Annotated in this window: 34 protein-coding genes, 1 pseudogene and 1 riboswitch; of the genes and pseudogenes, 4 read left to right on the plus strand and 31 right to left on the minus strand. The window is 38.4% G+C overall.

Annotated features, from left to right (window positions below; translation table 11 throughout):
* Positions 1-184: 184 nt before the first annotated feature.
* Both ACTWQB_RS09360 and ACTWQB_RS09365 read left to right on the plus strand, forming a co-directional pair.
* Positions 185-793, plus strand: coding sequence for a lytic transglycosylase domain-containing protein (locus ACTWQB_RS09360; RefSeq protein WP_443138930.1), 609 nt, complete (start codon positions 185-187; stop codon positions 791-793).
* A gap of 131 nt (positions 794-924) precedes the next feature.
* Positions 925-1,713 carry a mechanosensitive ion channel family protein gene (locus ACTWQB_RS09365; protein WP_443138931.1) on the plus strand — a complete coding sequence of 263 codons (789 nt, stop codon included), beginning with the start codon at positions 925-927 and terminating at the stop codon, positions 1,711-1,713.
* Between the two features lie 114 nt (positions 1,714-1,827).
* Here ACTWQB_RS09365 and ACTWQB_RS09370 read toward each other — a convergent pair whose 3' ends face one another.
* The 25 genes and pseudogenes from ACTWQB_RS09370 to ACTWQB_RS09490 form a co-directional block, all read right to left on the minus strand.
* Positions 1,828-2,229, minus strand: coding sequence for a stage III sporulation protein AH (locus ACTWQB_RS09370; protein ID WP_443138932.1), 402 nt, complete (start codon positions 2,227-2,229; stop codon positions 1,828-1,830).
* 422 nt (positions 2,230-2,651) lie between these two features.
* Positions 2,652-2,711, minus strand: a pseudogene (rpsI, locus tag ACTWQB_RS09375) (30S ribosomal protein S9); the annotation flags it as partial.
* Positions 2,712-2,855: 144 nt separating this feature from the next.
* On the minus strand, positions 2,856-3,146 hold the full coding sequence (locus tag ACTWQB_RS09380) for a hypothetical protein (RefSeq protein WP_443138933.1): 291 nt from the start codon (positions 3,144-3,146) through the stop codon (positions 2,856-2,858).
* A gap of 12 nt (positions 3,147-3,158) precedes the next feature.
* Positions 3,159-4,184: an integrase gene (locus ACTWQB_RS09385; protein ID WP_443138934.1), complete on the minus strand. Its 1,026-nt coding sequence runs from the start codon at positions 4,182-4,184 to the stop codon at positions 3,159-3,161.
* Between the two features lie 706 nt (positions 4,185-4,890).
* Positions 4,891-5,646: a Panacea domain-containing protein gene (locus ACTWQB_RS09390; RefSeq protein ID WP_307070109.1), complete on the minus strand. Its 756-nt coding sequence runs from the start codon at positions 5,644-5,646 to the stop codon at positions 4,891-4,893.
* Positions 5,647-5,675: 29 nt separating this feature from the next.
* The gene (locus ACTWQB_RS09395; RefSeq protein ID WP_443138935.1) at positions 5,676-6,344 is read right to left on the minus strand and encodes a hypothetical protein; all 669 of its coding nucleotides are present in this window, start codon (positions 6,342-6,344) and stop codon (positions 5,676-5,678) included.
* A 319-nt stretch (positions 6,345-6,663) separates the two neighbouring features.
* Positions 6,664-7,014, minus strand: a complete 351-nt coding sequence (locus tag ACTWQB_RS09400; RefSeq protein WP_443138936.1) for a head decoration protein — start codon at positions 7,012-7,014, stop codon at positions 6,664-6,666.
* A 20-nt stretch (positions 7,015-7,034) separates the two neighbouring features.
* Positions 7,035-7,469, minus strand: a complete 435-nt coding sequence (locus ACTWQB_RS09405; protein WP_443138937.1) for a hypothetical protein — start codon at positions 7,467-7,469, stop codon at positions 7,035-7,037.
* Between the two features lie 15 nt (positions 7,470-7,484).
* Positions 7,485-9,413 carry a hypothetical protein gene (locus ACTWQB_RS09410; protein ID WP_443138938.1) on the minus strand — a complete coding sequence of 643 codons (1,929 nt, stop codon included), beginning with the start codon at positions 9,411-9,413 and terminating at the stop codon, positions 7,485-7,487.
* 27 nt (positions 9,414-9,440) lie between these two features.
* Positions 9,441-9,920 (minus strand): hypothetical protein, encoded by a 480-nt coding sequence (locus tag ACTWQB_RS09415; RefSeq protein ID WP_443138939.1) that lies wholly within the window; start codon positions 9,918-9,920, stop codon positions 9,441-9,443.
* Between the two features lie 161 nt (positions 9,921-10,081).
* Positions 10,082-10,276: a helix-turn-helix domain-containing protein gene (locus tag ACTWQB_RS09420; protein WP_443138940.1), complete on the minus strand. Its 195-nt coding sequence runs from the start codon at positions 10,274-10,276 to the stop codon at positions 10,082-10,084.
* 173 nt (positions 10,277-10,449) lie between these two features.
* Complete coding sequence (locus ACTWQB_RS09425; protein ID WP_443138941.1) at positions 10,450-10,641, minus strand: hypothetical protein; 192 nt, start codon at positions 10,639-10,641, stop codon at positions 10,450-10,452.
* Positions 10,641-11,471, minus strand: coding sequence for a hypothetical protein (locus ACTWQB_RS09430; RefSeq protein WP_443138942.1), 831 nt, complete (start codon positions 11,469-11,471; stop codon positions 10,641-10,643). Before ACTWQB_RS09430 ends, ACTWQB_RS09425 begins: the two co-directional genes overlap by 1 nt.
* 62 nt (positions 11,472-11,533) lie before the next feature.
* Positions 11,534-11,752 carry a hypothetical protein gene (locus tag ACTWQB_RS09435; RefSeq protein WP_443138943.1) on the minus strand — a complete coding sequence of 73 codons (219 nt, stop codon included), beginning with the start codon at positions 11,750-11,752 and terminating at the stop codon, positions 11,534-11,536.
* Positions 11,745-12,149, minus strand: a complete 405-nt coding sequence (locus tag ACTWQB_RS09440; protein ID WP_443138944.1) for a hypothetical protein — start codon at positions 12,147-12,149, stop codon at positions 11,745-11,747. Before ACTWQB_RS09440 ends, ACTWQB_RS09435 begins: the two co-directional genes overlap by 8 nt.
* Positions 12,150-12,152: 3 nt before the next feature.
* Positions 12,153-12,575, minus strand: coding sequence for a hypothetical protein (locus ACTWQB_RS09445; protein WP_443138945.1), 423 nt, complete (start codon positions 12,573-12,575; stop codon positions 12,153-12,155).
* A 372-nt stretch (positions 12,576-12,947) separates the two neighbouring features.
* A complete protein-coding gene (locus ACTWQB_RS09450) occupies positions 12,948-15,359 on the minus strand; it encodes a phage/plasmid primase, P4 family (protein ID WP_443138946.1) in 2,412 nt (803 codons plus the stop codon).
* 225 nt (positions 15,360-15,584) lie between these two features.
* Positions 15,585-16,148 carry a hypothetical protein gene (locus ACTWQB_RS09455; protein ID WP_443138947.1) on the minus strand — a complete coding sequence of 188 codons (564 nt, stop codon included), beginning with the start codon at positions 16,146-16,148 and terminating at the stop codon, positions 15,585-15,587.
* 26 nt (positions 16,149-16,174) lie between these two features.
* Positions 16,175-16,402, minus strand: coding sequence for a hypothetical protein (locus ACTWQB_RS09460; RefSeq protein ID WP_443138948.1), 228 nt, complete (start codon positions 16,400-16,402; stop codon positions 16,175-16,177).
* A gap of 36 nt (positions 16,403-16,438) precedes the next feature.
* Positions 16,439-16,699, minus strand: coding sequence for a hypothetical protein (locus ACTWQB_RS09465; RefSeq protein WP_443138949.1), 261 nt, complete (start codon positions 16,697-16,699; stop codon positions 16,439-16,441).
* Positions 16,700-16,811: 112 nt separating this feature from the next.
* Complete coding sequence (locus ACTWQB_RS09470; RefSeq protein ID WP_443138950.1) at positions 16,812-17,084, minus strand: hypothetical protein; 273 nt, start codon at positions 17,082-17,084, stop codon at positions 16,812-16,814.
* 187 nt (positions 17,085-17,271) lie between these two features.
* Positions 17,272-17,412, minus strand: a complete 141-nt coding sequence (locus ACTWQB_RS09475; protein WP_443138951.1) for a hypothetical protein — start codon at positions 17,410-17,412, stop codon at positions 17,272-17,274.
* Positions 17,413-17,473: 61 nt separating this feature from the next.
* The gene (locus ACTWQB_RS09480; RefSeq protein ID WP_443138952.1) at positions 17,474-17,770 is read right to left on the minus strand and encodes a hypothetical protein; all 297 of its coding nucleotides are present in this window, start codon (positions 17,768-17,770) and stop codon (positions 17,474-17,476) included.
* 15 nt (positions 17,771-17,785) lie between these two features.
* A complete protein-coding gene (locus ACTWQB_RS09485) occupies positions 17,786-17,908 on the minus strand; it encodes a hypothetical protein (RefSeq protein WP_443138953.1) in 123 nt (40 codons plus the stop codon).
* A 14-nt stretch (positions 17,909-17,922) separates the two neighbouring features.
* Positions 17,923-18,153 carry a helix-turn-helix domain-containing protein gene (locus ACTWQB_RS09490; RefSeq protein ID WP_443138954.1) on the minus strand — a complete coding sequence of 77 codons (231 nt, stop codon included), beginning with the start codon at positions 18,151-18,153 and terminating at the stop codon, positions 17,923-17,925.
* Between the two features lie 158 nt (positions 18,154-18,311).
* On the opposite strand from ACTWQB_RS09490, the gene ACTWQB_RS09495 reads away from it, so the two are divergent.
* The gene (locus ACTWQB_RS09495) at positions 18,312-19,253 is read left to right on the plus strand and encodes a helix-turn-helix domain-containing protein (RefSeq protein ID WP_443138955.1); all 942 of its coding nucleotides are present in this window, start codon (positions 18,312-18,314) and stop codon (positions 19,251-19,253) included.
* A 58-nt stretch (positions 19,254-19,311) separates the two neighbouring features.
* Positions 19,312-20,481: a tyrosine-type recombinase/integrase gene (locus tag ACTWQB_RS09500; RefSeq protein WP_443138956.1), complete on the plus strand. Its 1,170-nt coding sequence runs from the start codon at positions 19,312-19,314 to the stop codon at positions 20,479-20,481.
* Between the two features lie 101 nt (positions 20,482-20,582).
* Here the strand turns inward: ACTWQB_RS09500 and rpsI (ACTWQB_RS09505) are convergent, their stop codons facing one another.
* The 6 genes from rpsI (ACTWQB_RS09505) to purN all read right to left on the minus strand — a co-directional run bounded on the left by rpsI (ACTWQB_RS09505) (position 20,583) and on the right by purN (position 26,134).
* Positions 20,583-20,975 (minus strand): 30S ribosomal protein S9, encoded by a 393-nt coding sequence (gene rpsI, locus ACTWQB_RS09505; protein ID WP_443138957.1) that lies wholly within the window; start codon positions 20,973-20,975, stop codon positions 20,583-20,585.
* Between the two features lie 20 nt (positions 20,976-20,995).
* Complete coding sequence (gene rplM, locus ACTWQB_RS09510) at positions 20,996-21,433, minus strand: 50S ribosomal protein L13 (protein ID WP_443138958.1); 438 nt, start codon at positions 21,431-21,433, stop codon at positions 20,996-20,998.
* Between the two features lie 321 nt (positions 21,434-21,754).
* Complete coding sequence (locus tag ACTWQB_RS09515) at positions 21,755-22,621, minus strand: bifunctional 5,10-methylenetetrahydrofolate dehydrogenase/5,10-methenyltetrahydrofolate cyclohydrolase (protein WP_443138959.1); 867 nt, start codon at positions 22,619-22,621, stop codon at positions 21,755-21,757.
* A gap of 30 nt (positions 22,622-22,651) precedes the next feature.
* Positions 22,652-22,734, minus strand: a riboswitch (ZMP/ZTP riboswitch).
* 1 nt (position 22,735) lies between these two features.
* Complete coding sequence (gene purD, locus ACTWQB_RS09520) at positions 22,736-24,004, minus strand: phosphoribosylamine--glycine ligase (protein WP_443138960.1); 1,269 nt, start codon at positions 24,002-24,004, stop codon at positions 22,736-22,738.
* A gap of 29 nt (positions 24,005-24,033) precedes the next feature.
* Positions 24,034-25,563: a bifunctional phosphoribosylaminoimidazolecarboxamide formyltransferase/IMP cyclohydrolase gene (gene purH, locus ACTWQB_RS09525; protein ID WP_443138961.1), complete on the minus strand. Its 1,530-nt coding sequence runs from the start codon at positions 25,561-25,563 to the stop codon at positions 24,034-24,036.
* On the minus strand, positions 25,541-26,134 hold the full coding sequence (purN, locus tag ACTWQB_RS09530; RefSeq protein WP_443138962.1) for a phosphoribosylglycinamide formyltransferase: 594 nt from the start codon (positions 26,132-26,134) through the stop codon (positions 25,541-25,543). Before purN ends, purH begins: the two co-directional genes overlap by 23 nt.
* Positions 26,135-26,136 lie beyond the last annotated feature (2 nt).

Below are 26,136 nucleotides of genomic sequence, written 5' to 3' on the forward strand. Positions count from 1 at the left end.
TGATTCATAGGGAAGACCTCTTTTCTGTGAATTTTAGTCTGCTAACTTAATTCTACAGAATGGGTCTTCCTTTTTCTATATCATTGAAAATCGGAATAGCCATTTACACAAAATATTTTACACTCTCTAAACTTTACTTTATTATGCTATAATCAAGTTAATAATTAACTAGAAGGTGAAAGTTATGATTGAGCCACGTCTATATGAAACGTTACTTAATTATCAAAAAGTGATGCAGTCTAGTGATTTTAAAACTGGACAAAACAATAATATGTTTAAAGATTTGCTTCAGACTTATTTAGGTAATCAAACGTCTAATATGAATGCTTACAATAATACATTTAATGCCAACAGCACATTACAACCTAGGCAACTACCATTTACACATAGCTCAGTGTCGCCTTTATCAATAAAAGAACAAGAGAAATCACATAACTTTGACGATCTAATTCAACAAGCTGCAGATCGTTATGGGTTAGACGTTAATTTAGTGAAAAAAGTCATTCAGACAGAATCAAATTTTGACCCTAATGCGGTAAGCCACGCCGGAGCTGCTGGATTAATGCAATTAATGCCTGCTACCGCTCGTGCACTAGGTGTAACGAACATATTTGATCCCGCTCAGAATATTGAAGCTGGTTCTAAGTATTTAAAAGATATGATGGATCGTTACGATGGTGATATTAAATTAGCCTTGGCCGCCTATAATGCTGGCCCTGGAAATGTAGATCGCTATCAAGGTATTCCGCCATTTGAAGAAACACGAAACTATATTAAAAAGGTATTAGGTTAATGAGAAGAGTGTCTAAGTCTATAATTAGGCATTCTTTTTTTGTATGCGGTTATAGTACATAATTGAATTATTCCTATAGTTTCGTTAGAATTAGACAAATAATAACCACCAACGTAGAAAGGATGAAGTAAATGGATTGGATAGGTATTATCATGCCATATCTAAGGAATATCGCATTAGCCATTGTAGTATTAGTAGTTGGGCTTATATCCATTAAAGTTATTACTAATGCTGTTGGTAAACAAATTGACAAATCTAAGCTTGATAACAGCTTGAAACCATTCTTAAAGTCACTAACTGGTACTATTTTAAAAATATTATTAGTCATTTCTGTTATAGGAATCCTAGGGGTACCGATGACATCATTTGTAGCTATTATTGCTGCAGCAGGATTTGCTATTGGATTAGCGTTTCAAGGTTCACTGTCTAACTTTGCTGGAGGAGTTTTACTACTCACTATCCGTCCTTTTAGAGTCGGAGATTATATTGAAGGTAATGGGTACGCAGGTACTGTTGAAGCCATCCAAATTCTTTACACAGAACTTGTCACACCAGATAATAAAGTAATCTTTATTCCAAATGGTAACTTATCTAACTCAGGAATCGTAAATTATTCTGCTAAAGAGACAAGACGTGTTGATTTTAAATTCGGTGTTGGTTACGAAACAGATACACAACATGTCCTTCGCACGTTACACCAAATTGTAGAGAGTCATCCATCTACATTAGATGACCCAGAACCATTTGTCCGTCTATCAGCTCACGGTGATAGCGCCGTTGAATATACGGTTCGTGTATGGGTAAATGCAGAAGATTTCTGGGATGTCCACTTCGATATCTTAGAGCAAGTTAAAACACGCTTCGATCAGGAACAAATATCAATTCCATATCCACAAATGGATGTTCATGTAAATCAGTAAAAAATCACGGGGGCTGGTCCTCGTGATTTTTTAGTTTTGGAATCAAACTTGGATTCGAGGGAATCGTACTCTAGTTAAAGGGATAAAATTGAACAACAAATGCTTAACCCTTGTTTAAACCTTTCGAACCTTTAATCCACTAATATTAGATATTTTACTTGTTTCTTCTTCATTTTCATCTTTAATAAATCCTTCTGATTCATGGGATATCGTAACCAACCAATCTCGGCCACTCTTAAGAAAACACAAATCTTCAGGCAAGTTAGGATATACCCAACTATATAAAGACCTAGCAGATTCTTTAATTATCTTTTTAGCATTTTGATCAGTATGATAATAATACACTTCTGCCGTATTGTTATCTCCTAGTACAGTGCCTGCCCATTCGGATTGTTCTCTTTTTTCTATTAATGAGTTACTTAGTTTATCTAATAGTGAAGAAAACCCATCTAAAGGGCCTAAGTCCTTCCTTAGAACAAAGTAAAATTGATCACAAGTTTCAAAGGCTATATCCATTAGGTCCTCATATACTTGATTTTTTGGATTTTTTTCTATAATTATAATATTATTCACCTACCTTAAAATCATTATATATAATTAATAAGGATTCCCATAGAAAGCATGTGAACTCATTCGTATAGCTTTGCCGTATTGATAACCCGAAACCGGGTGGTAGTACCAAAAATATTTTACTACACACATGTGGATTTAATATTTGATTCAGGCACAGAATCATACTCGTGCAGATATACAAACTAATTACAATATCTATACTCATGTAACAAATAATTCCAGAGAAAAAACAGCCGAACAATTCCTAAATTATATGACAAACGACTAAATGTGAGTCATTTGTGAGTCAAAAACGAATCATATAAAAAACCCTCTCTTTTCCAACAAAGGATAGAGAGGACTTGAAACCTTGTGAGACAAGGGTTTTAACGTTTTGAGAACTGAGGCGCACGACGAGCTTTCTTAAGACCGTATTTCTTACGTTCTTACAAATTGCCGATTTTGTGCCATCAGTTCAACCGTTACAAAGTGCATAAAATAAGGGTTTTGCGCTTTTTCCATTCCATTGAATTACACCGAAAAATTTAGAAAGGGTATTCAATGGGTATTCAAAAGGTATTCAATTCTCCTTAATCTTGCTGGCGGGTAATGTGAGGGTCAAGTGTCATTTTGACCTTAGCACAAATGGTCTTGTATGCTTCAAAATCAATGGCTTCAGATTCAAACCATGCTTCACCGACTACCTCGAAGTCATCTTCTACAATGGTACACACATCTCCCTCTTTCCAGCTGTACTCTGACACACCAAATGCATATGGTTTAGCGTTAAGGATCATTACCTGTTCCCCTGGAAGTAAGATCCCGTTTAATAGTGTTTCGTGTTTATCTGAATCAATATATTTAACTGTCACTTGTTGCATTATAGTTCCTCCTCAAAATGATAAATAAACGTCCATGAGGTCACTTCTTGACACACCATGGCCTAAATAACTATGAACCTGGTCTATAGCTTGTTTAACTCGTTGATAGATAAGGCGCTCTGATTGTTCAATCTGATAATCCTTCCTGTAACCTTCCGAACGGTTAAGGACCATTCTCTGAACAATGTCAGGGCCTTGTTTTTCGATACCTAACTGCTGGAATTCCTCCTGCAGCATAAATCGAGCATACGTATGACGTAAGCTATGGGATCCTTTTATCCCCGCTCGCACATATCCGCTTCTGATTGTGTCATACTTCACTTTCACAATATAATCTTTCTGATTGCCGTCTTTGACTAGTGCTTGAATTCTCTCTTCCATATCAGGCCGGCATAACGCTTTACGTCCTCTTCCAGCCTTAGTGACTCCTACAGCTGTATTAGCAGCGTAACGATCGCTAACAGCTTCCCAGTAATACTGGCCGTCTTCTAATGTAATGTGAGCGTATGTCGTATTTGCCGCTTCACGTAACCTTAAACCAAAAGCCATCTGAAGGTCTGCTGCAACTTTCACATGATTGGATAAGCCCTGGTAAGCTTCTTCATATTCCTGATCTGTTAGTGATCGGTTAACAGCCTTCTCTCTCGATCTCACGTCAATCAATCGCTTTTTAGGACACCAGTCTCTTGGCGCCATTCCTTTATCTTTAGATACTTTGGCCATGCCTTTATTAAGCAGCCTTAAATTCGTCTCAATATTAATGAGATGGCCATTTGAAACCTCTTTCGTTTTCATGTGGTCTATATACAGGCGATAATGCGAACGCTTCACCTGGTATAGATCCATTAGTCCTTTTTCGCTTTTTAACCACGCTACGAAGTTTTGTGCTGTCGATAGCGTCTCTTTCATTTGTTTAATGGAGTGGATGCCCGTATCAAGCTTTTGTCTCTCAAGACTATATTTTGAGACACCTATTTGATCAATCGTTTTCAGTGCCTGGTTCACTTGATATTTCAACTTACTTCCGGATCTCTTCACTCCTGATCAGTCCCTTCAAAAGGTATTAAAAATAACAGAACAACATAAGGTGATGCATATTATTAAAGCCCAAAGGCCAGCGGAAAACCGCTTCTATTGTGGCCATGCATGACCACCGTAAATCTATATATGAAACAGCTTTTAAACACAAAAAAGAGCGACTTCAGCTGTATGAAAAGTCACTCTCTTAACCTCCAATCACCTGTATATAAACAGGCAATCGACATGTTCTGTTTTTTGAAATTACGCCTTCTAACGGATTTTTGATATAAAAAAAAGACAGACCAACCGAATTTACGGTCAATATCTGCTTTCACAATTACTCCCTCAAACGGTTTTTTAATGCTGGCTCTTGACGTCCAGCTCCTCAGTAAATTTATGTGCTATGTCAGCACGCTTCTTTCGATTCTGTATTGAATCATTTGAAGCAAATTAATTTTGTGATTCACTTTCTACCTGCTCTATGGTTAGTTTGCATTCCTGGTTACTGTCTAACGCTTATAGGGGTAGTGTGTGAATCAATAATCAAATAACAGTTTACTTTTAAACCTGTCGGCCAAAGCCGATTCATTTGCTATCAGGTCGCATGACCCAATCCAAGAAAAAGAAAATAAAAAGTTAAAAAAGTAATTTATGTAATAATCGTAGCAATTATCTAAAAGTTTTTCAAGAGAAATTTAAAAAAGCCTCTCACATAAGTAAGAGGCTAGTGTTTCATGACATATTCTTTAATCAAGTCTTCATCGATGTCTCGGTTTAGACGTTTGCCACCTTCAGTCACAATATCCCAAGGTGTTCCTGGTTGATGCGTTAAATGGACCAAATCCCAAGCTTTATATTTTTTATATTCAGTGAGTGTTTCATCCAGTACATCTAGATATTTACCAAAGCTTGATGTCTGCATAAATCGTGAGTATACGGATAATTTAAACTCATCATCTTGATTAATTGGCGTTGTGTCATCTTCCAATTGATCCATTATGCTGCTTCCACCATATTTTTTATACGTGTCATAAACTTCTTCAATAACTGGACCATGTCTCCAGGCAACAAATTGCTCTTTAAAAGGTGCTTCTGCATATTTTTTAACATAGCCTTCATAGAAGAAATACAATAGCTTCTGCAGCTTTAAATGTGTACATTCTATCTTAGACGTGATGAGATTCGCTATGTCAAAAGACGTTATTTCATCGTCATCAGCAAGAAAGCGCATGAATGAATCGAAATCATTAGCTGGAAACACATCTTCAAAGAATTTGTCGTACTCTACAACTGATTCCCATGTTTTAGCGTCCGTTTTCACATGGTGAAAGCCAAAAGATAGTTCCGGGTAATACGATTTTAGAGTATCAGTCAACTCTTTAAAATCCTTTAAACCATCTACGCTTTTGTGCACCTGGTGAAACGCAATACGCTTTCCTTCACTGTAATCACTGTGAAGTAAAATAAAGTGTTCAAACATAGCAAATCCCTCCTTTTCGCGTAATAATATTAGCCATCTCTATATTTAGTTGGCCAATATGTATAATCTTTCTTATATACCTTATGTGAATCAAGATTAGAACGTTCATGCTGTGCGTCCCAAACTTGAAGCTCTATTGGAAAACAATTATTTGACGCTCCCATAAAGTAAATATGGTATGCTTTATAATCCTTTATTTGACGTTCGCTTGCTCGAATCCTTCTTTTATCCTCATCTTCCATAACCTCGATGTGTTCAGTTAGATCATGAAAGTTAGATGCAAAGTCTTCATCAACGACTCTGAAGCCTAGCAGATCGTTTAAATACTTGTTAACCGAAAAACTGCCGTTTGCATCGAATCTTTTACGATGAAGTTTCGAGACAATGGAGTCATCATTTTTCACTCTTCCCGTAATCGGTATGCCATAGTTGGATGACAGCTCCACCACAATATCAGCATACAGATCGTACAGTCCTAGTTGATAACTTTCCATATAATCAAGAAAGTCTGTATCGATGAAATCATCCATGTTCTTTGGATCATCTGACGTTACATGTCGGACTTGTTTCTTTTTAAGGTTAAAGGTTTTACCCTTCTGAGTTTTAAGCCATTCATGGTTGTACTGATCATGTCTTTCACAAATAATATCGATAATTCTTTTGTAGTCGTCAATACTATAGGTATGTGAAAGTGACACGATAATTACCCCTCAGTTTGTCCAAAGTCAACACCAAGTATACACAATGAGTGCAAAACGAGCAAACAGGAGCTTCATTTATATAATCGGTTAAATTCTAAAAAAGTGAATAGGGAATGGGATAATTACTTGATGTCCTGGAGAGATTAAGTAAGAGATGTTAGAAGGCAAAAAAGTATTCCCGGAAAGGATTGACCGGGAAACTTTTCGATAAGTTATATTTTATTCAGACAGTAGAACGATAACGACGATTAACTTATCAATGGATTTAGAAAACTTACTTAAATTATACAACATTCTTATCATATATACCAGCTTTTTAAGCGTTTGTTTTCAGGAATAATCCAATATTACGCATGGCCACTTTATGGGTACTTGCTGTATCTGTACCACCAAAAGTTAAAGCATCCTGATTAAATTCACCTGTAAGGTAAACAGCTGCACGTTGATCAGTGTCAGTAGCATCTACTTCATCCATCAGAATCGCATAAGGGTTTTGTACGGATCCAGCTCCAGCTGAATCAACTAAGACACCTTTATCTTCAGCATCTAACGCTAGTACGGCACCTTCAGGATAAACTTGGCCAGCTTTTAGTGTCATTCCATCCGTTACCTTGGGCATTGTGCCCCCGGCTATTAAATTTTGATAACTCATAGAACCAATTTGCATGTTATATCATCCTTTCGTTTTTAATTTGACCTCTTCCATTCTTCTAAGGCTTCGTCAAACTCTTTACCCCACTGCTCTTTCAATGCTTTTAGTTCTGTGAAATCAACTGTGGATCCTTGCTTATTTTTATACCCCTGAAGACGCATTGCTATATAGCCTTCTCTTGTGTTTGCTAAATTCTTCGGTATTTCTAGCAGGATAAAGTCTTTTTGATTATCTGCGTACTGGATCGTGTAGGTGATAAGGTCATCCGTTTTTGTCTGATCTACCTTCAAATGATGCTCTAAATCCAACGATAGGTAGTGTTTACCTTCCTCAAATTGAATTAAGAGTAATCTATCGTTGTGTTCAACGCTCTTAATGGCGTTCACAAAAATAGATGTCATAGCGCCATTTTGAACAGTCCACCTAAGGTATTCACCCTTCATATCCATTAACAAATTTGCACTAAGCATCGTTTACCTCCTCGATTAATTTCCTAGATTAACTCTGCGTTGATTCTGCAACCATTTTCTCATCTTACGCTCGAAATCTCTTTGAGACATTTCCATAGCCTCTCGGACTTCATTAGCATCTGCGTTACCGTGCACATGAACCTCTGCATTGTAATGAAACACAACTTGATCTGAATCGTTATGCGTCGTGTCGCCTCCGCCTTTATCATCACGGTTAATGAATTGATCTAGCTTCGATAAAGGTAAAACAGCCTCTTGTTCAGCACCTTCACCAATCATGGCCAACGTCGCACCGGTTGTAATACCACCTTGAGCTAATTCAGGAATACGAGGAAGGCTGACAGTTGGGATGTCAGGGACTCCAATTTTCCCGATACCAGGAATGTCCATAGACGGGATCTTATTAACGGCATTTGCTATACCATTTATGATTTTTTCAAATCCTGATATTAAACCGTTACCCATGCCAAGAATGGCATTGATCGGAGCTCGTACACCATCTTTCATTTTCCCAAAAGCATCAACAAAACGGTCTTTCATCTTGCCGACAACTTCACCTATCTTCTCGCCGAGGCCAACGAAAAAGTCACGAATACCGCCCCATATTTCCATCGCTTTCGCAGACACAACATCCCAGTTTTGATAAAGAGCCACACCTGCAGCTATTAGCAAGCCGATTGCAATAACAATCAAACCTATAGGAGATGTGACAAAAGCCATTGCTGCACCAAAAGCCCATGTAGCTGTAGCCCATGCAATTTTAGCAGCTGTTGCTATTTTTGTTGCGGCAGTTACAGCTAATGTAATGGCTTTAAAAGCAACCAATGCAGCTGTAATTCCAGCCACAATCGGAGCGATCCAACTCCAATTTTCAACGATCCACTGATAAACCTCTTTAGCGCGATCAACAACATCAGCTATCAATCCTATTGCTTGCGGAATCCCTTCATTGATAAACCACTCAATGTAAGGTTGTGCCATTTCAAACGCATTACGTAAAAAATCTCCTGCCTCTGACAGAAGGTCTCTAAAATTCATCGTTGGATTGAAATTATCTTGAATGGCATCACGTATTGAATGGAATATCGCTAGTCCGGTTTCACCCAGCCACGAAAGAACACCGCCTACAATCTCAAAGGCTCGTTGCAACTTCTCCTGCATTGCTGGAAGCTTTTCGAGACCTGCATCTAAAAAACTCTGAAAGGTAGGCAAGACTTTCATAGCGACTGTGTTAAAGAAGCCTTGAAATGTCTTTTTGACCTTATCCATTGTATCAGCCCACAAAACCCCAGCTTCAATGCCGTCTTCTCCAATGACGGCGCCAAGGTCGTGGGCTTCATCTCTTAGATTCTTGATCTCATCTCCACCAGCTTCTAACGCTGGTAAAAGTTCTTGAGCTGTCTTTTCGCCAAAGAACTCACTGGCCAAGGCCGCCCGTTCAGATGAGTTTTCCATATCACCTAGATAGTCCAGGGCTTCCTGGAAGACATCTTCTGTACTTCTCAAATTCCCTTCCTGATCCTTAAGTGATATGTTCATTGAATCGAGAGCTTCAGTGTATTTTTCGTTACCCTGCAGGGCTTGGCCATACCGTTGGTTAGTACGCTGTAGTGCTTTCTCTAATGCACTATCGCTAACTCCTACCTGGTCCATAGCATGGCGCATTTCCTGTAAGTAATCCGTGTGTACGCCAGCACGTTGAGAAGCTTTGTCGATCTCATCTGCCGTTTGTGCAAAACGATTAGCCATTCCGACACCGACTCCAGCTGCAGCAGTTGCAGCACCAGCAACACCTAATGCGAACTTACCGGCCATTTTTGCTGCGTTACCTAGACCTTGCCTAAAACCTTTAAGGTTGCGTTGCGTTTCACCAAAAGCTTTTTTGACCGATGGATCCATCTTTGCTCCGAGTTGAAAAGCGATTTCAAAATTCTTTTTACTCATTTTTTCACCTCCTTCCAAAGTTATGTGCTATGACGGACTGTACTTAGACATTTCCTGTAGTGCGTCAAACACATGATTCTTGATCACAAGCTTGATTGGCTCCAACTCTTTAATATTTACCACTTCGGGAGCCACCTTTTCAGGTATCTTAAGCGTAATTTGTCTGAAAGTATCTAACATTTCATTCATAGCGGATTCAATGTCATCCGATGAGTGGGTGTTAGCTTCTAAATGACTAAGTTCCAGCTCCAACTTTTTACGTCTCACCTTTATTAAGCCTGTTCGAGCCTTCCTTAGGTTGAGCTCGTCCGAATCATTCAACATTTCGTTTTTATGCTGGATGTACGTTTGGACTGATTGCCCGAGATCGTAGACATCACGATCAATCTTAACGAGCAGTCCTTCGCTCTCCAGCTGTCTAACTCGACGGTCTGTCACACCAAGAATTGAGCCCATTTGTTGAGTGGAAACTTTTAGCCTTTCAGACTGCTTCTGTTGTTTGGCCATTAACTTTCACCTGCCTTCTTGTAAGGGTCCAATATACGGAAACGGAAACGAGAATTTTGAAATAAAAAACTAGCCCTTTTTCGGGCGTCGCAGCACCCGCTAGAAATTAAACTCTCAGAAGGACCCATAAGGGTGCACAGATGATTGAACACCCCTACAGATTAGTCAGTAGACCCTTCTTGCTTATCGATATATTCGATTAAAGCGTCAGCTCTAATCCTTCTGTTGTTACCAATCTTGAAGCTCGGAAGCTCCTTGCTCTTACACAAGTTATAGACTGTGTTCTTATGGACTCCCAATAGATCAGCCACTTCTTGTGGCGTTAAGAAGTCAGGTAACCCTAACTTATTTGGCATGATGATCCCCCTACCTATCCTTCAGTTACTTCTTATCGGCGTCACGTTTATTCCAGTTGCGATAGCTATTAGCTCTATCTGCAAGCTTTCCTGCACGCTTTTTCTCATCTTTCGATAAAGACTTCTTCTTATCAGCCATAGTTCTCACCCCTTTCTGTTAAAATGAAAATGGTTTACTTACGTCTTGCGTTTGCAATTTCTGCTACTCGTTTTGCTACTGCTGAATCATCCTGGCTAAGGTCTTGATCAGTCACATGGTTGTCTTGGCTGGATCGCTTAGTATTGATTGCTTCAGCTATCTTAGCAGCATGAGTCTTTTCTTCCTGAGTCATTGGCCCTTTAGGCTCTGCTTGGCTGTGTTGCATTATGCTCCTACCCCCTTTCGACGGTATCTGATTTCGACTTGAATCTGACCACCGTTTATCTGTCTAGCTTGTCCTGTATTAATAAACTCTAGATTAGGGTTACGCTTCTTGAACTCTTGTACAACGTCCTCCACTTTATTCATCCCGATATACGATACCGTCTTTTTTTCGGTCGTATCCTCGTTCACACCAGCGGTAAAGCCCTGGTCTTCTTTCGATGTTGAGGCTTGCTGCCTTTCTTCTTTCTCAATGTATTGCTCTAAGATGTGTTGGCCTTGATCTTCAATCCATGCTTTGATGTATTTTTCTTTGGAGTAGCTGCTTTTAATTTTTCGAGGCTCTATATACTTTAAAACCCTTTCAACTTGTTTCTGTTCAGGCGGCACGCCCCAGCTGTATGTGTCTTTACTGCTTTCAAGTTCCTCTATTTCTTTTTTCAGCTGGTCAATTTTACTCTGCTTAGCATCAATCTTTTCCTGAATCTTACTATTCTTGTTACCTCTTTCATTTGCCATCCTTTTTGCAGCTGCACGGATCTCTTCAAGGTCTTGATTGGTTACAAGGTCAGACTCAAGCTTTTTTCGATAACCTTCTGTTCTGCCTTCAATCGAATCTCGTTCTAACCGCTTCTTGTTTAACTCTTCTTCAAGCGCTTTAGCCTGATCGGCATCACCCTCAATATTCGCATCCACGATCTGTGAAGTGATGGCTTCCATCTCTTGATCTAGCGACACCTTTTTCTCTTCATCACCAGCAATCAGTTGCTTAATTCTTTCTTCTTTTTCAAATACATTGTTCACTAATGTTTGAACGTCTTTTTGTTGAAACATGTTCTTCTCCTCCTCTTTTTTGTTTTCAGCAGGCGCTTGCTATTATTGACTGTGCCCCCTGTTTAAGTTTCTACATGGACCTTCTTCACTCTAAACACCACAATCAGAAATAACTGCATTTGAATGACTTCTGTATGTGTTTTGTAGTCTAGAACTCGAAACCCTCGCTTGTTGAAATCATCAATAACTTTATCAAGTTCAGTATCTGTAGAATTATTTAACGTAAATCGACTGGTAAAGAACTGAAAGTCATTGATCGGCTCGTCAGTTTGATCACGCATTGACTTGCACCTCCTTCTCGTATTTATATAAATCTTCAACAATAGATGCAGTGTAATCCTGAAATTTTAGGATCCCTTCTAAAAGATAAAGATTAAACCTGGTCTCAACATCAATACGCATCTTTCGATATTCTCTTAGTGTCAGGTTTCGTTTTTCTGCTAATATGCCGTCAGGGATGTATTTACATTGATATAGCTTTAATGCTTTATTCGGATTAACACGGTACTTCTCGGCCAAAAACTCTCTATCCTCATTCGAAATATGTTTTAAGCCGTAGAATAGAATTTTACAGCTAAGCTTTTCCCTTTCCGACAATACGTTTATGTTTAATTCATAATATCCCCAGTGGCTCAAATGGACTTGCGCTATTCGTAAACGGTTCCGAGGTCTTCGCATCTTTCACACTCCTAACGCCTCAATCATGTAATTAAAGTCATCCTCCAACATCTGGTTATCTAACTCTCTAGGCGGAATAATGTCCGGTTCTAACCCACTCATGAACGTTATCGCTTCTTCAATCTCTTCGATTTCTCGATACACTTCTTCTGCCAGGAGATCAACTTCATCAAAAGACGGGTTAGCGTTCAAGTATTCATTGATGAGTTGCATTTTGTCTCTCGGTGTTAATGTGTTTAAGTACTCAGTGAAGTATCGCTTTTTTTGTATGAGGCTCTTAACACGCTTCTCTTTTGATGCTAGAGAGTCGACGAGTTCAGCCACACCATCCTCAATCTTTACCCCTACAGTCATAAGTTGCAGCCCGTTTTGTTCCACCCTAGTTGTAAACGACTGATTGTAAAAAATCGTGGATATTTCATCCATTTGATCTCTCAGCCTCTGAATCTGTTTATCTAGGTTCAAATAATAGATTATCTTTTTTCGAATGAAATACTCATTCCACAAATAGGATCACCCCACAAAATGCAAAATTAGCTGAAATAATTAACGAAAATTACTAAGTGTATTTTTCAGTAATTGTCCTTAATCCCTTTCATATCAGTGGTTTTCAACTTTACAATTACTGAATTATTATTTTCCCCATGTTCCTCCCTATACGTATATAGAGGGTATATATTTTTTTACTTATATATGGAACATAGGGATTTCAGTAATTCAGTAATTCAACACGGCATAACCTCTTGTGACTGCTGGCTTCACGAATAATTACTAAGTTAAAATTTCAGTAATTCTCCGTTAATTTTCTAGAAAGTCTTGGTTCTCTAAATTCTTCTTGGCTTTATCATGAACACTTAAACCGTATAAAAACCTCACGTTGTCTGTTCCTGGCTTAAATTCAAATCCTCTGTGTTCTAACTCTCTATAAAACTTCCTGTTAGTGAGTTTAAAGTCATCATTTCTTTGACAGAATAAATTGTAGTAATAGTAGACAACCTTCCCCGCCTCTTTCTCATCTGGATCAATTATGCAGCACTCATCTAGAAATGGTTTTAGAATATCCATGTCATCACGGTACTTTTCTGACTCATCCATAATACTTTTAGGCTTCTTTAAACCTTCACGCTTCCAAAGCTTGTAGCCTTCAATGGCCCAATTCAGAATACCAGGCAATTCACGAGATAGCTTTTCGGACAAGTAAGGATCTTTCGGCTTATTCTTACCATCAAATGTCACTCTGAAGGGTATAACAGCTATCCGTCTCCAGATCCCATCATCTGATCCTTTAATGATCGGTTTATGGTTGGTAGAGAAAAAGATTTTAAAAGCTGGTTTAAATTCAAAGAACTCTTTACGCAGGAACCTTGCTGTAATCGTGTCTCCACCTGTCAGTTGTTTAATTAATGACTCAGCTAAATGCTGGCCATCTTCTGACTCAACAGCTGCAACGAATCTAGCTTTATCTAATCTAGCAATATCGTTATTAATTCCACTATCAAACGGCTTTTTAATAAATGTATCTGCGTTTGTCTGCTTGGCGTATTCACCTAAAACGCTTTGAATCGTCTCAATGAACTTTGATTTCCCGTTTCCACCCTTACCAGTTAAGAAGAAAATGGTCTGTTCAGACGTCAAGCTCGTAAGGGAGTAACCTATCGCTTTCTGCAAATATCTAATAACCTCGTAATCTGAAAACCCATCTTCATCGACTATGACTTCCTCTAGAAATTGATTAAAACGAGGACATTTGGCATTAGGATCGTAATTGACCGGTGAAATTCTTGTGATCATATCTTTATGGTGATGTGACTGAAGCTCTCCTGTATTTAAATTCAATGTTCCGTTACTAACATTAAATAAATTGGAGTCTGCGTCTAAATCACTGTTTTTGACACTGGCCAAAGGTTTTACATCTTCAATAGAATTCACTCTTATTTTTCTACTCTCACATTTCTTAGCCCATTGATAGATTTCTTTTTGTCGCTTCTCATCACTTTCGAGTAATGCTTCATCGTAGATTGATCTTAGAGTCTTATTCGTTATTTTCTCGATTGTTGAAAGCGCATCAGCCTCCCACTTCTTACCGTTCCAGACAAGCCAACCTCTCTCTTTCGAATAGGCTATTTTGTCCTGGTTATAATGCCAAATGCGCTCGGCATTACCTAGTTCTGTCAGATGAAACTTATCAATATTCAATTCAGGATTTTCAATCTCTGAATTGTAGTGGGTAACTACGTCTTGGCCAAAGTCCTCAGCTGGTGACTTTTTGGGCTGATAGAATTTCTTACCATTTTCATATCTGTATCTTAGCGACCGAAGGATCGTATTCAGGACATAGTTGTCGTTTCGTTCCAGTACTTTGTTTTGAGAAGTCGCAGACTCCATAAATAGCTCGTATAGCTGATTAAGATCCTGTGTGTAATGTGACAGCTCGTATGCGATAAACGCATCAGCTCTACTTCTATCGTCCGGGTAGTAAGTGTTTAAATCGTTATCATAGAACAAACCTTTAAATTTCTTACTATTGATGCCGTTCTCTGCTAAACGCTTTATTTCATCATTAGACATTTTAGGAGAGACAATCTTTATGTCTTTTGAATCAAAATTGACCTTATCTTGTTTATTAGAGTGCATATCGTGTATATAAGTAATCGCTGTGTTTCGTTCCTTCACTTCCGTGAGGTTGTCATAAACTTCGCCTGTCATAGCAAAGAATCTACCTTGGCTGTACATCTCTATATGTTGCTTTTTAATGGATTCGATAGCGTTAGCCTTTACAACTATATGAAGGCCATTCCCACTTTGCGAGACCTCAGTATAACTATCTAAACTATCAACGATCTCCTTAGCTTCTCTAGTTAGTTCGCCATCTATGAAACAATCATCAAGATCAACGATCACAAAGGGGTCAGTATCGACGAGTACAAATCCTATCCCTGAGAAGTCCCCTTCCTGGTAAGCGTGTACAGCAGCATCAAAACTCAATCGATGCTTAGGGTTCGTTGCACTCGCATTGTAGCCATTTGGTTGTTTGGGAACCTTAGTGTATTTAATGAACCCTGTATCAGGGTCTCTTAGAATTTCTCCATCTTTATTTCGTTTTTGTTCCTTCTTCCAAAGTATCCACTGATTGAGGTTGCGCATCTCTGTTGGTAGATTCATAAAGTTATCAATGCTTCTTTTTTCCTTTTCTACTGTGTTTGTTGTCATGTTTTTACACCTCCGATCTTTGCGTGAAATAGGGAAAACCTAAAAACGAAATCGTATGTTATAATAGACATAGTGTAGCTCCTTTGTGGTTGCGCTAAATAATTGCTCGTTTTGTGGTGTCCCCTCAACCTTTCAATGGCTGAGGGGATCTGCCATTAGTCAAACAACTTATTTAGCAAATTAGCCATACTCCCATTACGCCCAATTTGGAGCTCCTCCTATTTTTTATAAATGTGATTTAAAGCCAAATTCCATATAACTGTGGTTGTAACTTCGCAAGTTCATTTCAAGTAAAGCTAGATTTCTTGCTACGGATCTTTGAGGGTCCATAAAGAAAGATGATAGTTTTCTAGCTTTATTGACTGGCCACAATGGCTCCAGCACTCTTGGAAGATAATCAAGCTCATCATCAATGTGGATCGGGTAGCATCTTTCCATATTGATAAAAGCAACCTCAGCTTGATTTAAGCCTACGGCGTTAACGTACCCCTCATAGAACGTTGGCGCCGTTTGATTCTTTTTGTAATCCCGCTTCTTGAATAAGAATAAACTGTACTTACCTTCCTGAAGCCAAATGTGTTTCACTCCTGAATCGATTAATAGCTCATGAAGGTTTTTTGCAATTGCAAGCCCCTCATTCACTCGAATCTGAACTAGTTCTCTTGGAACAATCATTTCTTGCGTTGGATAGTTATTTTGAGATTCAGACTCTTGAAATCCTTTTATCCAATTAATCACATCATGTTCAGAAGGAATGCGACATTCAGGCTTGTTTGTGACAGTGATCATTTCATCACGCCCTCCTGTAATTTTAGTTAAGCTATCTCTAGCTCGTCTCCAACATAAATGCCGATTAAACTTGCTTGGACTTCATCCACAAAAACAACATGGCCATCATCTGTAGTAACCATCAGTCCGGCACATCCTGTATCTGTTAACCCGACACAAACTACTCTTAATTCATATAGATCTGATAATTCATCCTTAAAAACAGCTTTCATGTTATTTGGAGCTTGTGTGATACTTACAATTGATTCATCCATAATCTAAACATCCTTTCAAATTGATTTAACTGCTGATCATTTTCCATTCCAAAACTCATTAATCCTGATCTCCTCGTTAAGCCTGTGCATTAAAGGCTTGATTTTATATTCTTCGAAATCAGGTCCATAACGACTTTTAATCATTATGTTCATTGCGTCTCTATAAGCCCTTGTTTCTTCATAGCTTGGACAATCAGAAAGTTTACTGTATGATCCGCTAAGCCACTCACTCCTCAATTCATCATAAGAGAGTTGAAACCAGGTGTTTAAGCTGTCAATGGCATGATCATCTACCATAACCCTATCCCTCCTCCCAAAGCACTCAATGAAAACCTGCTATATAATTAAATTTGTGATAAAATCAAGCTATAGGTTATTTGGAGAAGCGTTCTTTTGGTCTGCCAACCATTTACGCTTCTTCTTTTTGCTCTAAAACTTGTTTAACAGCTGTTTCTAGTAACTCATCCAAAACTTCTGCATTCTTTCTGAGTAATTCGTCTAACATTCTCACTTTTCTTATAACGTGAGGCATAGTGATCATCACATCTGCCTTACTTTTTAAATCAATGTTTTCTACCTCGTCTCTTAAAAGAGCCAATTCATCTGAAACATCTAATGTTAATTGCTTTTCACACGCAGCATCTGTAATGTTATCAACCAAATCTAAATTATCCTTAGACATGATCCATCCTCCTAAACTGTTAGTAATTACCTAATTCAATTTCACCTAAGTTAGAAATACAGCCATCAAACATATTGGCCCGATAATGAACATGCTATAAAACCACATCATTTCTAGTTCAAAATCTTCTTGGCCAAAAAAGTATTCATTAATTCGTTTCATTCGATCACCCTCCCGTAACCATGCCTCAGTTAGCCAAAAAGCTTCTTAGTTTTCTCCATGCTGACTGTCTGTTAGTTGCAAAAATACTAATCGATACATCTTTGTACTTTAGACTTTCAAACCTGTAATAACCTAAATAGGATAAAGCGACTATCCAGCCGTGCATACATCTCACCTCCTGCCCCCGTGAAATGTTCTAATGTCTAACCCTCACTCGCCCGCCAGCGTTAATAATTTAGTTGTTTTAAGTTTCGCTTATGTTTGTTCATAAACTTTGTAATATCCTCTCGGTCAACAAGTACCTTTCCACCTGCATCGATTGTCGGTAAACCTAATTCTTCCAACTTCTGAAAGTGAGTAAAGCTAATTCCGATCCATGCAGCTGCTTCTTTCTTTGTCATATAGCGCTTCAACCCTGCATCGTTTTTGGCTGCTTCAAATGCTTCCTTACTTAACTCATAAAACAAACTAGCGTATTGTTGCTTGAATTCTTCAGGTACAGGAATCTGCATCATATCAGGCATGTCTTTCCCTCCTTTCTAAATACTTAATATTAAGGTGACAATGACCACCAACGGTATAACTATATAGAAACCATAGAACCATAAAAATTCTAAGTGAAATTCCTCAGTACCAAAGAAGTATTGATTGATATGCTTCATGCCATTACCTCCAATTAAGAAATAACCCCTTCTTCATCCTCTACAGCAAAAATCTCATCAAACTCCACATTTAAAGCCTTGCAAATCTTTAATGCCGTGGCTGGACTTGGGTTATTTTCACCCCGCATTACTTTCCAACCAGTAACAGGGTGGATGTTCGCTCTTTTTGATAGTGAAGTCTTATTAAAACCTTTTGTAATAGCGAGCAACTCTAATTTTTTCGGATCTTTCACCCTCACTTTCATATAAACACCTCCATTCAATTCACTTATATTTTTAAATTTTATAAGTTTATTTGGTTATAATTTAACACTAGCAAAAATATAAGTCAACTATTTATTTATATTTACTTTATTAATAAATTCATTTATGATATTTTGTTAACAGGGAGGTGGTGGATGAAATGAATAAAGAAGCAATAGGGAGAGAAATTCGAAGGTATAGATCTAATTCGAAAATTAAAGTAAAAGATTTAGCGGAAATGCTGGAAGTTTCTCAACCTTATATTTCGATGATTGAGAACGGGAAAGGTAATTTACCTACAAAAACTTTCTTAAAAAAATTCTCGAATGTAATAAGTCAATATCATTCCGATCTTTCATCTGAATCCATTTATATAAGCTTGTGTGTCATAGCTGGCTATCCAATTGATGAAAAACTTATTGATACACACGGCAAAGATGTTTTTCACGAAAACGAAAGAAGAGGTTACATTGAGTTTGTGGATGAAAATAAGTATAAGACTTTAGACAAACCATATTATGACCTCCACTGGCTGTTAGATCAGAATGATAACAATGTATTTTTTAGCCATTCCAATAGTCTATCTATAAACGAAAATAGTGAATTTCAAAATGTTAGATTAGACTCACACGATAAGAGCTATATCAAAAAATTCATAAATGATTACTTAAGTTATAAATCTTCGTTCATAAGCGAATTTCCGTTTAAGGTTATTTTTGAGTTTATAGAAGAAGATAGAATGCCTTATGAGGACGTCGTAACTGAAGTATTAGATGAAGAAGGCAATGGCTATGAGTACGTCAACAATATTACTGGGACCATAACAGCAGGAGTTTATCTCCGTTACATCAACAATGAGATTAATTTCAACCTAAAAATTGATTTCGATTTTGATATAGATTCAGACAAAGAGCTTACCTCTATTAATTTGTATATTGATACAAGCCAGCTCACAAAATTTAATTCTTTGAATTTAGAATACGCTTATAAAAACCTTTTTAATAATGAGCTGGGTGAATTTATGAAGGAGTACGCACTCGATAGTTTTAATGATGATATTGAATTAGTAAACTCACCTTTTGTAAAAGTTCACCATAAGTAAAACAGCCAAAAACGATACTTACCCTCACATTGCCCGCCAGCATATGGAGGGATTACAAATGGCTAATATTAAGAAGTATACGAAAAAAGACGGATCAACAGCCTATATGTTTAATGCGTATCTTGGTACCGATCCAGTAACAGGAAAGAAAAAGAGGACTACGAGAAGAGGATTCAAGACTGCTAAAGAGGCTAAAATTGCTCTGTCTAAAATCCTTGTTGATGTAGATGACTATGGACTGAGAAGAAATGAATCCATCACTTATGAGGAAGTATTCCAGGAGTGGTTTGAACAGCACTGTAAGGAGATAAAGCCTACTTCAATAGATGTGCTGAAAACGAAGTTTAAGCGTATTTTGCCTGAGTTTGGCCGTCTAAAGATAAAGGAGATCACGAGAAGCTATTGTCAACGAGTTGTGAACGCCTGGGCTGAAGAGTTGAAGTCTTTCCAGGATTATAAGATTCAAGCTAACCAGGTCTTTAAATATGCCGTGAAAACTAACATTATCAAAACGAATCCAATGGAACAAATTACGCTGCCTAAAAGAAAAGACAAAATCAATTACGATCAGGAAGAGGAAGAGAAGGTTAAATTCTATTCAAAAGAAGAGTTAAAAGAATTCCTCAGTGTGTTAGAAGAAGGGTCACTCAACCATGCATTTTTTAGACTCTTAGCTTTCACAGGGGCTCGTAAAGGCGAAATTTACGCCCTACACTGGTCAGATGTTGATTTTGATACTAAATCACTCCATTTAAAGAAAACGCTCGCTAGAGTCAACAATGAGCGTGTCCTACTGCCCACAAAAACGGCTAGTTCTAGAAGGATTATTAGTTTAGATGATGAAACGTTACGCATATTAAAGAAGTGGCGATCACATCAGATGCAGCTGTATTTAAAGTTGTCTGTCCCATTCAAAAGTGATGAAGAACAACCGGTATTCACGACATACAACTATATCAAACAGGAATTTAACTATATGAGGCTTGCATCTATTAATGAGAGGCTTAAGAGCATTTACCGAAACCATGAACATCTTCCAAAGATAAAGATTCATGGGTTCAGGCACACGCATGCAAGTTTGCTTTTCGAGGCTGGAGCAAGTATTAAAGATGTCCAGGTAAGGTTAGGCCATTCAGACATTCAAACCACGATGAATATCTACACTCATGTGACGAATGAAGCGAAAGAAAAAACGGCAGAAATGTTCCAAAATTACATGAGTTTTTAACAAAGGGTATTCAAAGGGTATTCAAAAGTGATTTAGAAATAAAAATGCCCTCTCTGCTATAAGGGAGCAAAGAGGGCTGAAACCTTGATATAAAAGGCTTTTTAACGCTTAGAGAACTGTGGTGCACGACGAGCTTTTTTAAGACCGTATTTCTTACGTTCTTTCTCACGTGCGTCACGAGTTAGGAATCCTGCACGCTTTAATGTTGGGCGATAATCAGGATCTGCTTCTAATAGTGCACGAGCAACGCCTAAGCGGATCGCTCCTGCTTGACCAGTATATCCACCACCGCTAACGTTTACTAGTACATCATAGTTACCAACGTTTTCAGTTGCTTCTAAAGGTTGGTTGATGACTAAGCGTAACGTTTCGTGTGGGAAGTAATCTTGTGCATCTACATCATTAACAACTACTTTACCGCTTCCAGGTACTAGACGTACACGAGCGACAGAGCTTTTACGACGACCTGTTCCATAGTATTGTACTTGTGCCAAAGTGTTTTACCTCCTTTTACTTACCCGCGAAGTTCGTAAACTTCTGGATTTTGTGCTTGATGCTTGTGCTCAGGTCCACGGTAAACGTGAAGCTTTTTAGCCATTTTACGACCAAGTTTGTTCTTTGGTAGCATACCTTTAACAGCAATTTCAAGCATTTGTTCAGGATAATTCGTACGCATTTCGTTTGCAGTACGTTGTTTTAAACCACCAGGGTAATTAGAGTGGCGGTAGTAAATTTTATCGTTTAATTTTTTACCAGTTAAATGAACTTTATCAGCATTCACGATAATTACGTGATCACCAGTATCAACGTGTGGTGTGTAAGTTGGTTTGTTTTTACCGCGTAGGATTGTCGCTACTTCTGTAGCCAAACGACCTAACGTTTGTCCTTCCGCATCAACTACATACCATTTACGCTCAACGTTGTTTTCATTAGCCATGAAAGTTGTGCGCATTGTTTTCCCTCCTAATTGAATCGAATAACTCGAACATTTTTTTATCTTCAACACGAATAGTTCCGGGGCTAGTCGTGGTTATGATAAAATGCCATAGAATATATTATAATATCTATGGCCTGTATGTCAAGTCATAATCGTATTTAGTTCAATTTTTTATGCATGAAAATTTTACATAATAACTTCATTAATTTGTTATCTTTTGTTGTTGGAATTGTGTACCGCTTACGGTGGCTGCTTTTAGCCGACCTAGAGTCGCCTCCTTAGCTTTTCACAATTCAACAATCATCTCAATTTCTTATGCATTATATTGTAGTTGATTTATGAGACATTCGTCTGTTTTTTTGAAACATTAAGCTGAGTTTGTGCCGCTTCAACTGTATGTTTTAACAGCATAGAAATCGTCACTGGCCCAATTCCGCCCGGCACTGGTGTGATGGCTGATGATTTAGGGTAACATGTATCGTAATCACAATCGCCAATGTTACCTGGGTTATAACCTGCATCAAGTACGATGGCGCCTTCTTTTAGCCATTCTCCTTTGACAAACTTAGGGCGACCCACTGCTGCAACGACGATATCTGCCTGCCGTACAACTTCATCTAAGTTTTCTGTTTTAGAATGGCAGATGGTAACTGTTGCATTTCGGTTTAACAACATCATTGAGACTGGCTTCCCTAAGATTGGGCTACGACCGATCACTACGGCATGCTTTCCTTCGAGCTCTATATTGTAAAAATCAATGACTTGTAAAATTGCAGCAGGCGTACAGCACGGATACGCACCTAATTGAAATGTTGTTGCGCCAAATCCATGTGAGGTCACACCGTCTACGTCTTTTTCTAAAGCAATTGTATCAAACGCCAAACGCTCATCGATATGGCTAGGTACAGGATGCTGAAGTAAAATTCCGTGTACTTGATCATCGTTGTTTAAACGATTAATAACATCTAACAATTCCTCGGTGGTAGTCTCTTCTGGCAAAAAGACACGTTCAGATTCCATCCCTAATTTATGACACGTATTAGCTTTCATTTGAACATATGTTTTTGAAGCTTCATCATTTCCGACTAAGATGGTGGCTAGCTTTGGTGTTATACCGTGACTCTTTAGTTCATTTATTTGCACTTTCAAATTATCTTTTACTGATTGTGCCACTTTTCTACCGTCTAGTATCAATGGATTCAATTTATACCCTCCTGTTGATTAAGAGAGAGAACTCTCCGCCCAGACGACCGGCTTAATTGACATGCAGCTCCCATATGGTTAATTCCATTTTGTCGTCAGTCACTGCACGCTAGATTATTGTCTTACAGTAAACGCTTTCTGTGCAATATCTTTTCTATAAAAAGTGTTTTCAGAATTTAGTTTTTCCATTTCTTGATAAACTTTCTTATAGGCTCCTTCAAGTGTCAGGTCTTCTGCTGCCACTAACAACAATCGTCCTCCGTTAGTAAGCCAACTGCCTTCGTTGTATTTCGTTCCGGCATGAAAAATTAATGAATCAGCGTTCATGTTATTTAAATCCGAGATTTCTTGGCCTTTTGCGTAAGCTTCTGGATAACCTTTTGATGCTAATACAACTCCTACAACCGCTTCCTCATGCCACTTCAAATCAATCGGTTTCTTATTCATAACTGCCTCTAACACTTGAACTAGATCATTTTCTAATCTTGGAAGAACCACTTGTGCTTCTGGGTCTCCAAACCTGGCATTAAACTCAATGACTTTAGGTCCTTCTACAGTATTAATAAGTCCTGCATATAATACACCATGAAAAGGCATGCCTTCCTTAACCATGGCTTTAGCCGTAGGTTTTAGGATATTTTCAATTGCTTCGGTTCGAACATCATCACTAATTTGTGGAACAGGTGAATAAGCTCCCATACCGCCAGTATTAGGGCCTTTGTCATCATCAAATGCGCGTTTATGGTCTTGTGAAATGTCCATAGGAAAAACATCCTCACCATTGACAAACGCCATTAAGGAAAACTCTTCACCTACTAAAAACTCCTCAATGACAATCGTTTCACCTGCATCACCAAACTTTTGGTTCTGTAAAAAGTCATCAATTGCTTCGTCTGCTTCATTAACCGTATGTGCAATGACAACACCTTTTCCAGCCGCTAATCCATCTGCTTTAATAACAATCGGGACGCCCGCTTCACGCACATAAGCTTTGGCTTGATCTACACAGTCAAACGATTCATAACGAGCTGTTGGAATGTTATGGGTCTTCATTAACTCTTTAGCAAACTGCTTACTCCCTTCAATACGGGCCGCTTCCTTTGTTGGACCCAAAATCGAAAGCCCATGCTCTTGAAATTGATCAACAATCCCCTCAGTTAAAGGAGCTTCAGGCCCAACAATGGTTAAATCAATACGTTGTTCTTTGACTAGTTGGATTAATCCATCAAAATCTAATTCTTGAATGTTAACTAAAGTAGCAACGTCTTTCATCCCATCATTACCCGGAGCAACCAAGACTTCATCAACCATTAAACTCTGCTTTAACTTCCATGCTAATACATGTTCTCTTCCACCACGACCAACAACGAGTACCTTCTTCATAAGGACCTCCCAAAATCAATATCAAAACATTAATGTTTAAAGTGACGCACACCTGTAAAGACCATTGCGATTCCATATTCATTACACTTATCAATCGAGTCTTGGTCTCGCTTAGAACCACCTGGTTGTATAATCGCTCTGACGCCTGCTTGATATGCTGCTTCCACCGTATCGTCCATAGGGAAAAATGCATCTGATGCCATCACTGATCCTTTGGCTTTCACACCAGCCTGTTCGCTTGCAATTTTTGCTGCCCCAACACGGTTCATCTGACCAGCCCCAATACCAATGGTTTGTGACCCTTTGGCAAGTAATATAGCATTTGATTTGACGTGCTTGACGACTTTCCATGCGAACTTCAAATCCTTCCATTCAGCATCCGTCGGGTGACGTTCAGTTACAACCTTAAAATCAGACTCATTTAACTCATTACGGTCCTCATCTTGAATTAATACCCCGCCTCCGACTGACTTAATTTGGGGCTCTGGCTGACTTAGTTCCGTACTAACTTTAATTAGACGTATATTCTTTTTCGCGGTTAAAATCTCTAATGCATCATCAGTAAAATCTGGAGCCAGAATGATTTCTAAGAAAATTTGACTCATCTCTTTTGCCGTATCAGCATCTACGGTTCTATTTAAAGCAACAATCCCACCAAAGATTGAGGTAGAATCTGCTTCATAGGTATGTTGATAGGCTTCGAATATCGTTTCACCAATTCCAACACCACAAGGGTTCATATGCTTAACTGCAACAGCCGCTGGTTCATCATACTCCTTCACGATTTGTAGAGCTGAATCAGCGTCTTGTATGTTGTTATAAGAAAGCTCTTTACCGTGTAATTGTGTCGCATTAACTAGTGACGAACTTGCCGCAAAAGGCTCGGCATAAAAGGCCGCTTTCTGGTGTGGATTTTCACCGTACCTTAGTGTTTGTTTTCGTTCATATGTAAATGTTTTAGTTTCAGGAAATTCCTCGCCTGTTTGCTTCGTTAAATAATCTGCTATTAAGGCATCATAATGGGCTGTGTGTCTAAAGACTTTTGCCGCCAGATTGCGTTTTAATTCTAGTGAAATCCCATTACCTTTTAGTTCATTTAAAACTTGTTCATAATCATCAGGGTCAACAACCACTGTCACATCTTCATGATTTTTAGCAGCAGAACGTAACATCGTTGGACCGCCAATATCGATGTTTTCAATTGCATCATCAAAGGTAACATCCTCTTTTGAAATTGTTTCTTTAAACGGATAAAGGTTCACAACCACATAATCAATGGGTTGAATTTGTTGCTCTTCAAGTTGTGACAGGTGAGATTCTTCTGATCGTTTAGCTAATAATCCTGCATGGACGTTAGGATGTAAAGTTTTCACTCGTCCGTTTAAAATCTCTGGAAATCCAGTCACCTCTGAAATCCCAATGACCGGTACATTAGCTTCTTCTAATATTTTTCTCGTACCACCTGTTGAAATGATTTCAATTCCTTGTTGCGCCAATTCTTTTGCAAATTCAACAATGCCAGTTTTGTTAGATACACTAATTAATGCTCGTTTCTGCAACAACCTCATCCTTTCTATATAGCTGCTTTAATACCTGTGGGTATAGACGGTGTTCAACTTGCTGGATTTTTTCTTTTAACGTTCCATGAGTATCTTGAGGATCAATAGACACTTTCTCCTGCAAAATAACTGGCCCGGTATCAATGCCTTCATCAACGTAATGAATCGTGACACCCGTTTCGGTCACACCTGCTTCCAACGATTGCTCTATTGCGTTCAACCCTGGGAAATCTGGTAACAATGATGGGTGAATATTAATAATTTGTTTCTCAAAATGTTTTAAAATCGTTGGACCTATTAATCTCATATAACCAGCAAGGACGATTGAATCTACTCTATTTCTGATCAACAAGGCTAACACGTCTGCTTCATAAGCTGTTTTGTCTGGGTAATGACTAGGTGACAATGAGACTGAATGAATGCCCAAATTATGTGCTCTTTGCAACGCATAAGCTTCTGGTTGATCTGAAAACAATAACACAATCTCATAGTTCTCTTCCAATTTAGATGCGTGAACAATCGATTCAAAATTTGACCCGTTTCCTGATGCGAATACGGCTACTCGCTTCATTG

The sequence above is a fragment of the Piscibacillus sp. B03 genome, from assembly GCF_052246295.1.
Lineage (GTDB): Bacteria > Bacillota > Bacilli > Bacillales > Alkalibacillaceae > Piscibacillus.

What these genes read in the sequence shown, in the direction of transcription:
- ACTWQB_RS09440 (WP_443138944.1), bottom strand. Translation starts at nt 12,149, where the DNA reads ATGCGAAGACCTCGGAACCGTTTACGAATAGCGCAAGTCCATTTGAGC.
- ACTWQB_RS09495 (WP_443138955.1), top strand. Translation starts at nt 18,312, where the DNA reads ATGAATAAAGAAGCAATAGGGAGAGAAATTCGAAGGTATAGATCTAAT.
- purD (WP_443138960.1), bottom strand. Translation starts at nt 24,004, where the DNA reads ATGAAGAAGGTACTCGTTGTTGGTCGTGGTGGAAGAGAACATGTATTA.
- ACTWQB_RS09405 (WP_443138937.1), bottom strand. Translation starts at nt 7,469, where the DNA reads ATGCTTAGTGCAAATTTGTTAATGGATATGAAGGGTGAATACCTTAGG.
- ACTWQB_RS09460 (WP_443138948.1), bottom strand. Translation starts at nt 16,402, where the DNA reads ATGGATGAATCAATTGTAAGTATCACACAAGCTCCAAATAACATGAAA.
- ACTWQB_RS09360 (WP_443138930.1), top strand. Translation starts at nt 185, where the DNA reads ATGATTGAGCCACGTCTATATGAAACGTTACTTAATTATCAAAAAGTG.
- ACTWQB_RS09400 (WP_443138936.1), bottom strand. Translation starts at nt 7,014, where the DNA reads ATGCAAATTGGTTCTATGAGTTATCAAAATTTAATAGCCGGGGGCACA.
- ACTWQB_RS09500 (WP_443138956.1), top strand. Translation starts at nt 19,312, where the DNA reads ATGGCTAATATTAAGAAGTATACGAAAAAAGACGGATCAACAGCCTAT.
- ACTWQB_RS09465 (WP_443138949.1), bottom strand. Translation starts at nt 16,699, where the DNA reads ATGGTAGATGATCATGCCATTGACAGCTTAAACACCTGGTTTCAACTC.
- ACTWQB_RS09420 (WP_443138940.1), bottom strand. Translation starts at nt 10,276, where the DNA reads ATGCCAAATAAGTTAGGGTTACCTGACTTCTTAACGCCACAAGAAGTG.
- rplM (WP_443138958.1), bottom strand. Translation starts at nt 21,433, where the DNA reads ATGCGCACAACTTTCATGGCTAATGAAAACAACGTTGAGCGTAAATGG.
- ACTWQB_RS09490 (WP_443138954.1), bottom strand. Translation starts at nt 18,153, where the DNA reads ATGAAAGTGAGGGTGAAAGATCCGAAAAAATTAGAGTTGCTCGCTATT.
- ACTWQB_RS09390 (WP_307070109.1), bottom strand. Translation starts at nt 5,646, where the DNA reads ATGTTTGAACACTTTATTTTACTTCACAGTGATTACAGTGAAGGAAAG.
- ACTWQB_RS09485 (WP_443138953.1), bottom strand. Translation starts at nt 17,908, where the DNA reads ATGAAGCATATCAATCAATACTTCTTTGGTACTGAGGAATTTCACTTA.
- ACTWQB_RS09370 (WP_443138932.1), bottom strand. Translation starts at nt 2,229, where the DNA reads ATGGATATAGCCTTTGAAACTTGTGATCAATTTTACTTTGTTCTAAGG.
- purN (WP_443138962.1), bottom strand. Translation starts at nt 26,134, where the DNA reads ATGAAGCGAGTAGCCGTATTCGCATCAGGAAACGGGTCAAATTTTGAA.
- ACTWQB_RS09415 (WP_443138939.1), bottom strand. Translation starts at nt 9,920, where the DNA reads ATGGCCAAACAACAGAAGCAGTCTGAAAGGCTAAAAGTTTCCACTCAA.
- ACTWQB_RS09450 (WP_443138946.1), bottom strand. Translation starts at nt 15,359, where the DNA reads ATGACAACAAACACAGTAGAAAAGGAAAAAAGAAGCATTGATAACTTT.
- ACTWQB_RS09410 (WP_443138938.1), bottom strand. Translation starts at nt 9,413, where the DNA reads ATGAGTAAAAAGAATTTTGAAATCGCTTTTCAACTCGGAGCAAAGATG.
- ACTWQB_RS09430 (WP_443138942.1), bottom strand. Translation starts at nt 11,471, where the DNA reads ATGTTTCAACAAAAAGACGTTCAAACATTAGTGAACAATGTATTTGAA.
- ACTWQB_RS09425 (WP_443138941.1), bottom strand. Translation starts at nt 10,641, where the DNA reads ATGCAACACAGCCAAGCAGAGCCTAAAGGGCCAATGACTCAGGAAGAA.
- ACTWQB_RS09480 (WP_443138952.1), bottom strand. Translation starts at nt 17,770, where the DNA reads ATGCCTGATATGATGCAGATTCCTGTACCTGAAGAATTCAAGCAACAA.
- ACTWQB_RS09455 (WP_443138947.1), bottom strand. Translation starts at nt 16,148, where the DNA reads ATGATCACTGTCACAAACAAGCCTGAATGTCGCATTCCTTCTGAACAT.
- ACTWQB_RS09470 (WP_443138950.1), bottom strand. Translation starts at nt 17,084, where the DNA reads ATGTCTAAGGATAATTTAGATTTGGTTGATAACATTACAGATGCTGCG.
- ACTWQB_RS09445 (WP_443138945.1), bottom strand. Translation starts at nt 12,575, where the DNA reads ATGGATGAAATATCCACGATTTTTTACAATCAGTCGTTTACAACTAGG.
- ACTWQB_RS09365 (WP_443138931.1), top strand. Translation starts at nt 925, where the DNA reads ATGGATTGGATAGGTATTATCATGCCATATCTAAGGAATATCGCATTA.
- ACTWQB_RS09435 (WP_443138943.1), bottom strand. Translation starts at nt 11,752, where the DNA reads ATGCGTGATCAAACTGACGAGCCGATCAATGACTTTCAGTTCTTTACC.
- ACTWQB_RS09475 (WP_443138951.1), bottom strand. Translation starts at nt 17,412, where the DNA reads ATGCACGGCTGGATAGTCGCTTTATCCTATTTAGGTTATTACAGGTTT.
- ACTWQB_RS09380 (WP_443138933.1), bottom strand. Translation starts at nt 3,146, where the DNA reads ATGCAACAAGTGACAGTTAAATATATTGATTCAGATAAACACGAAACA.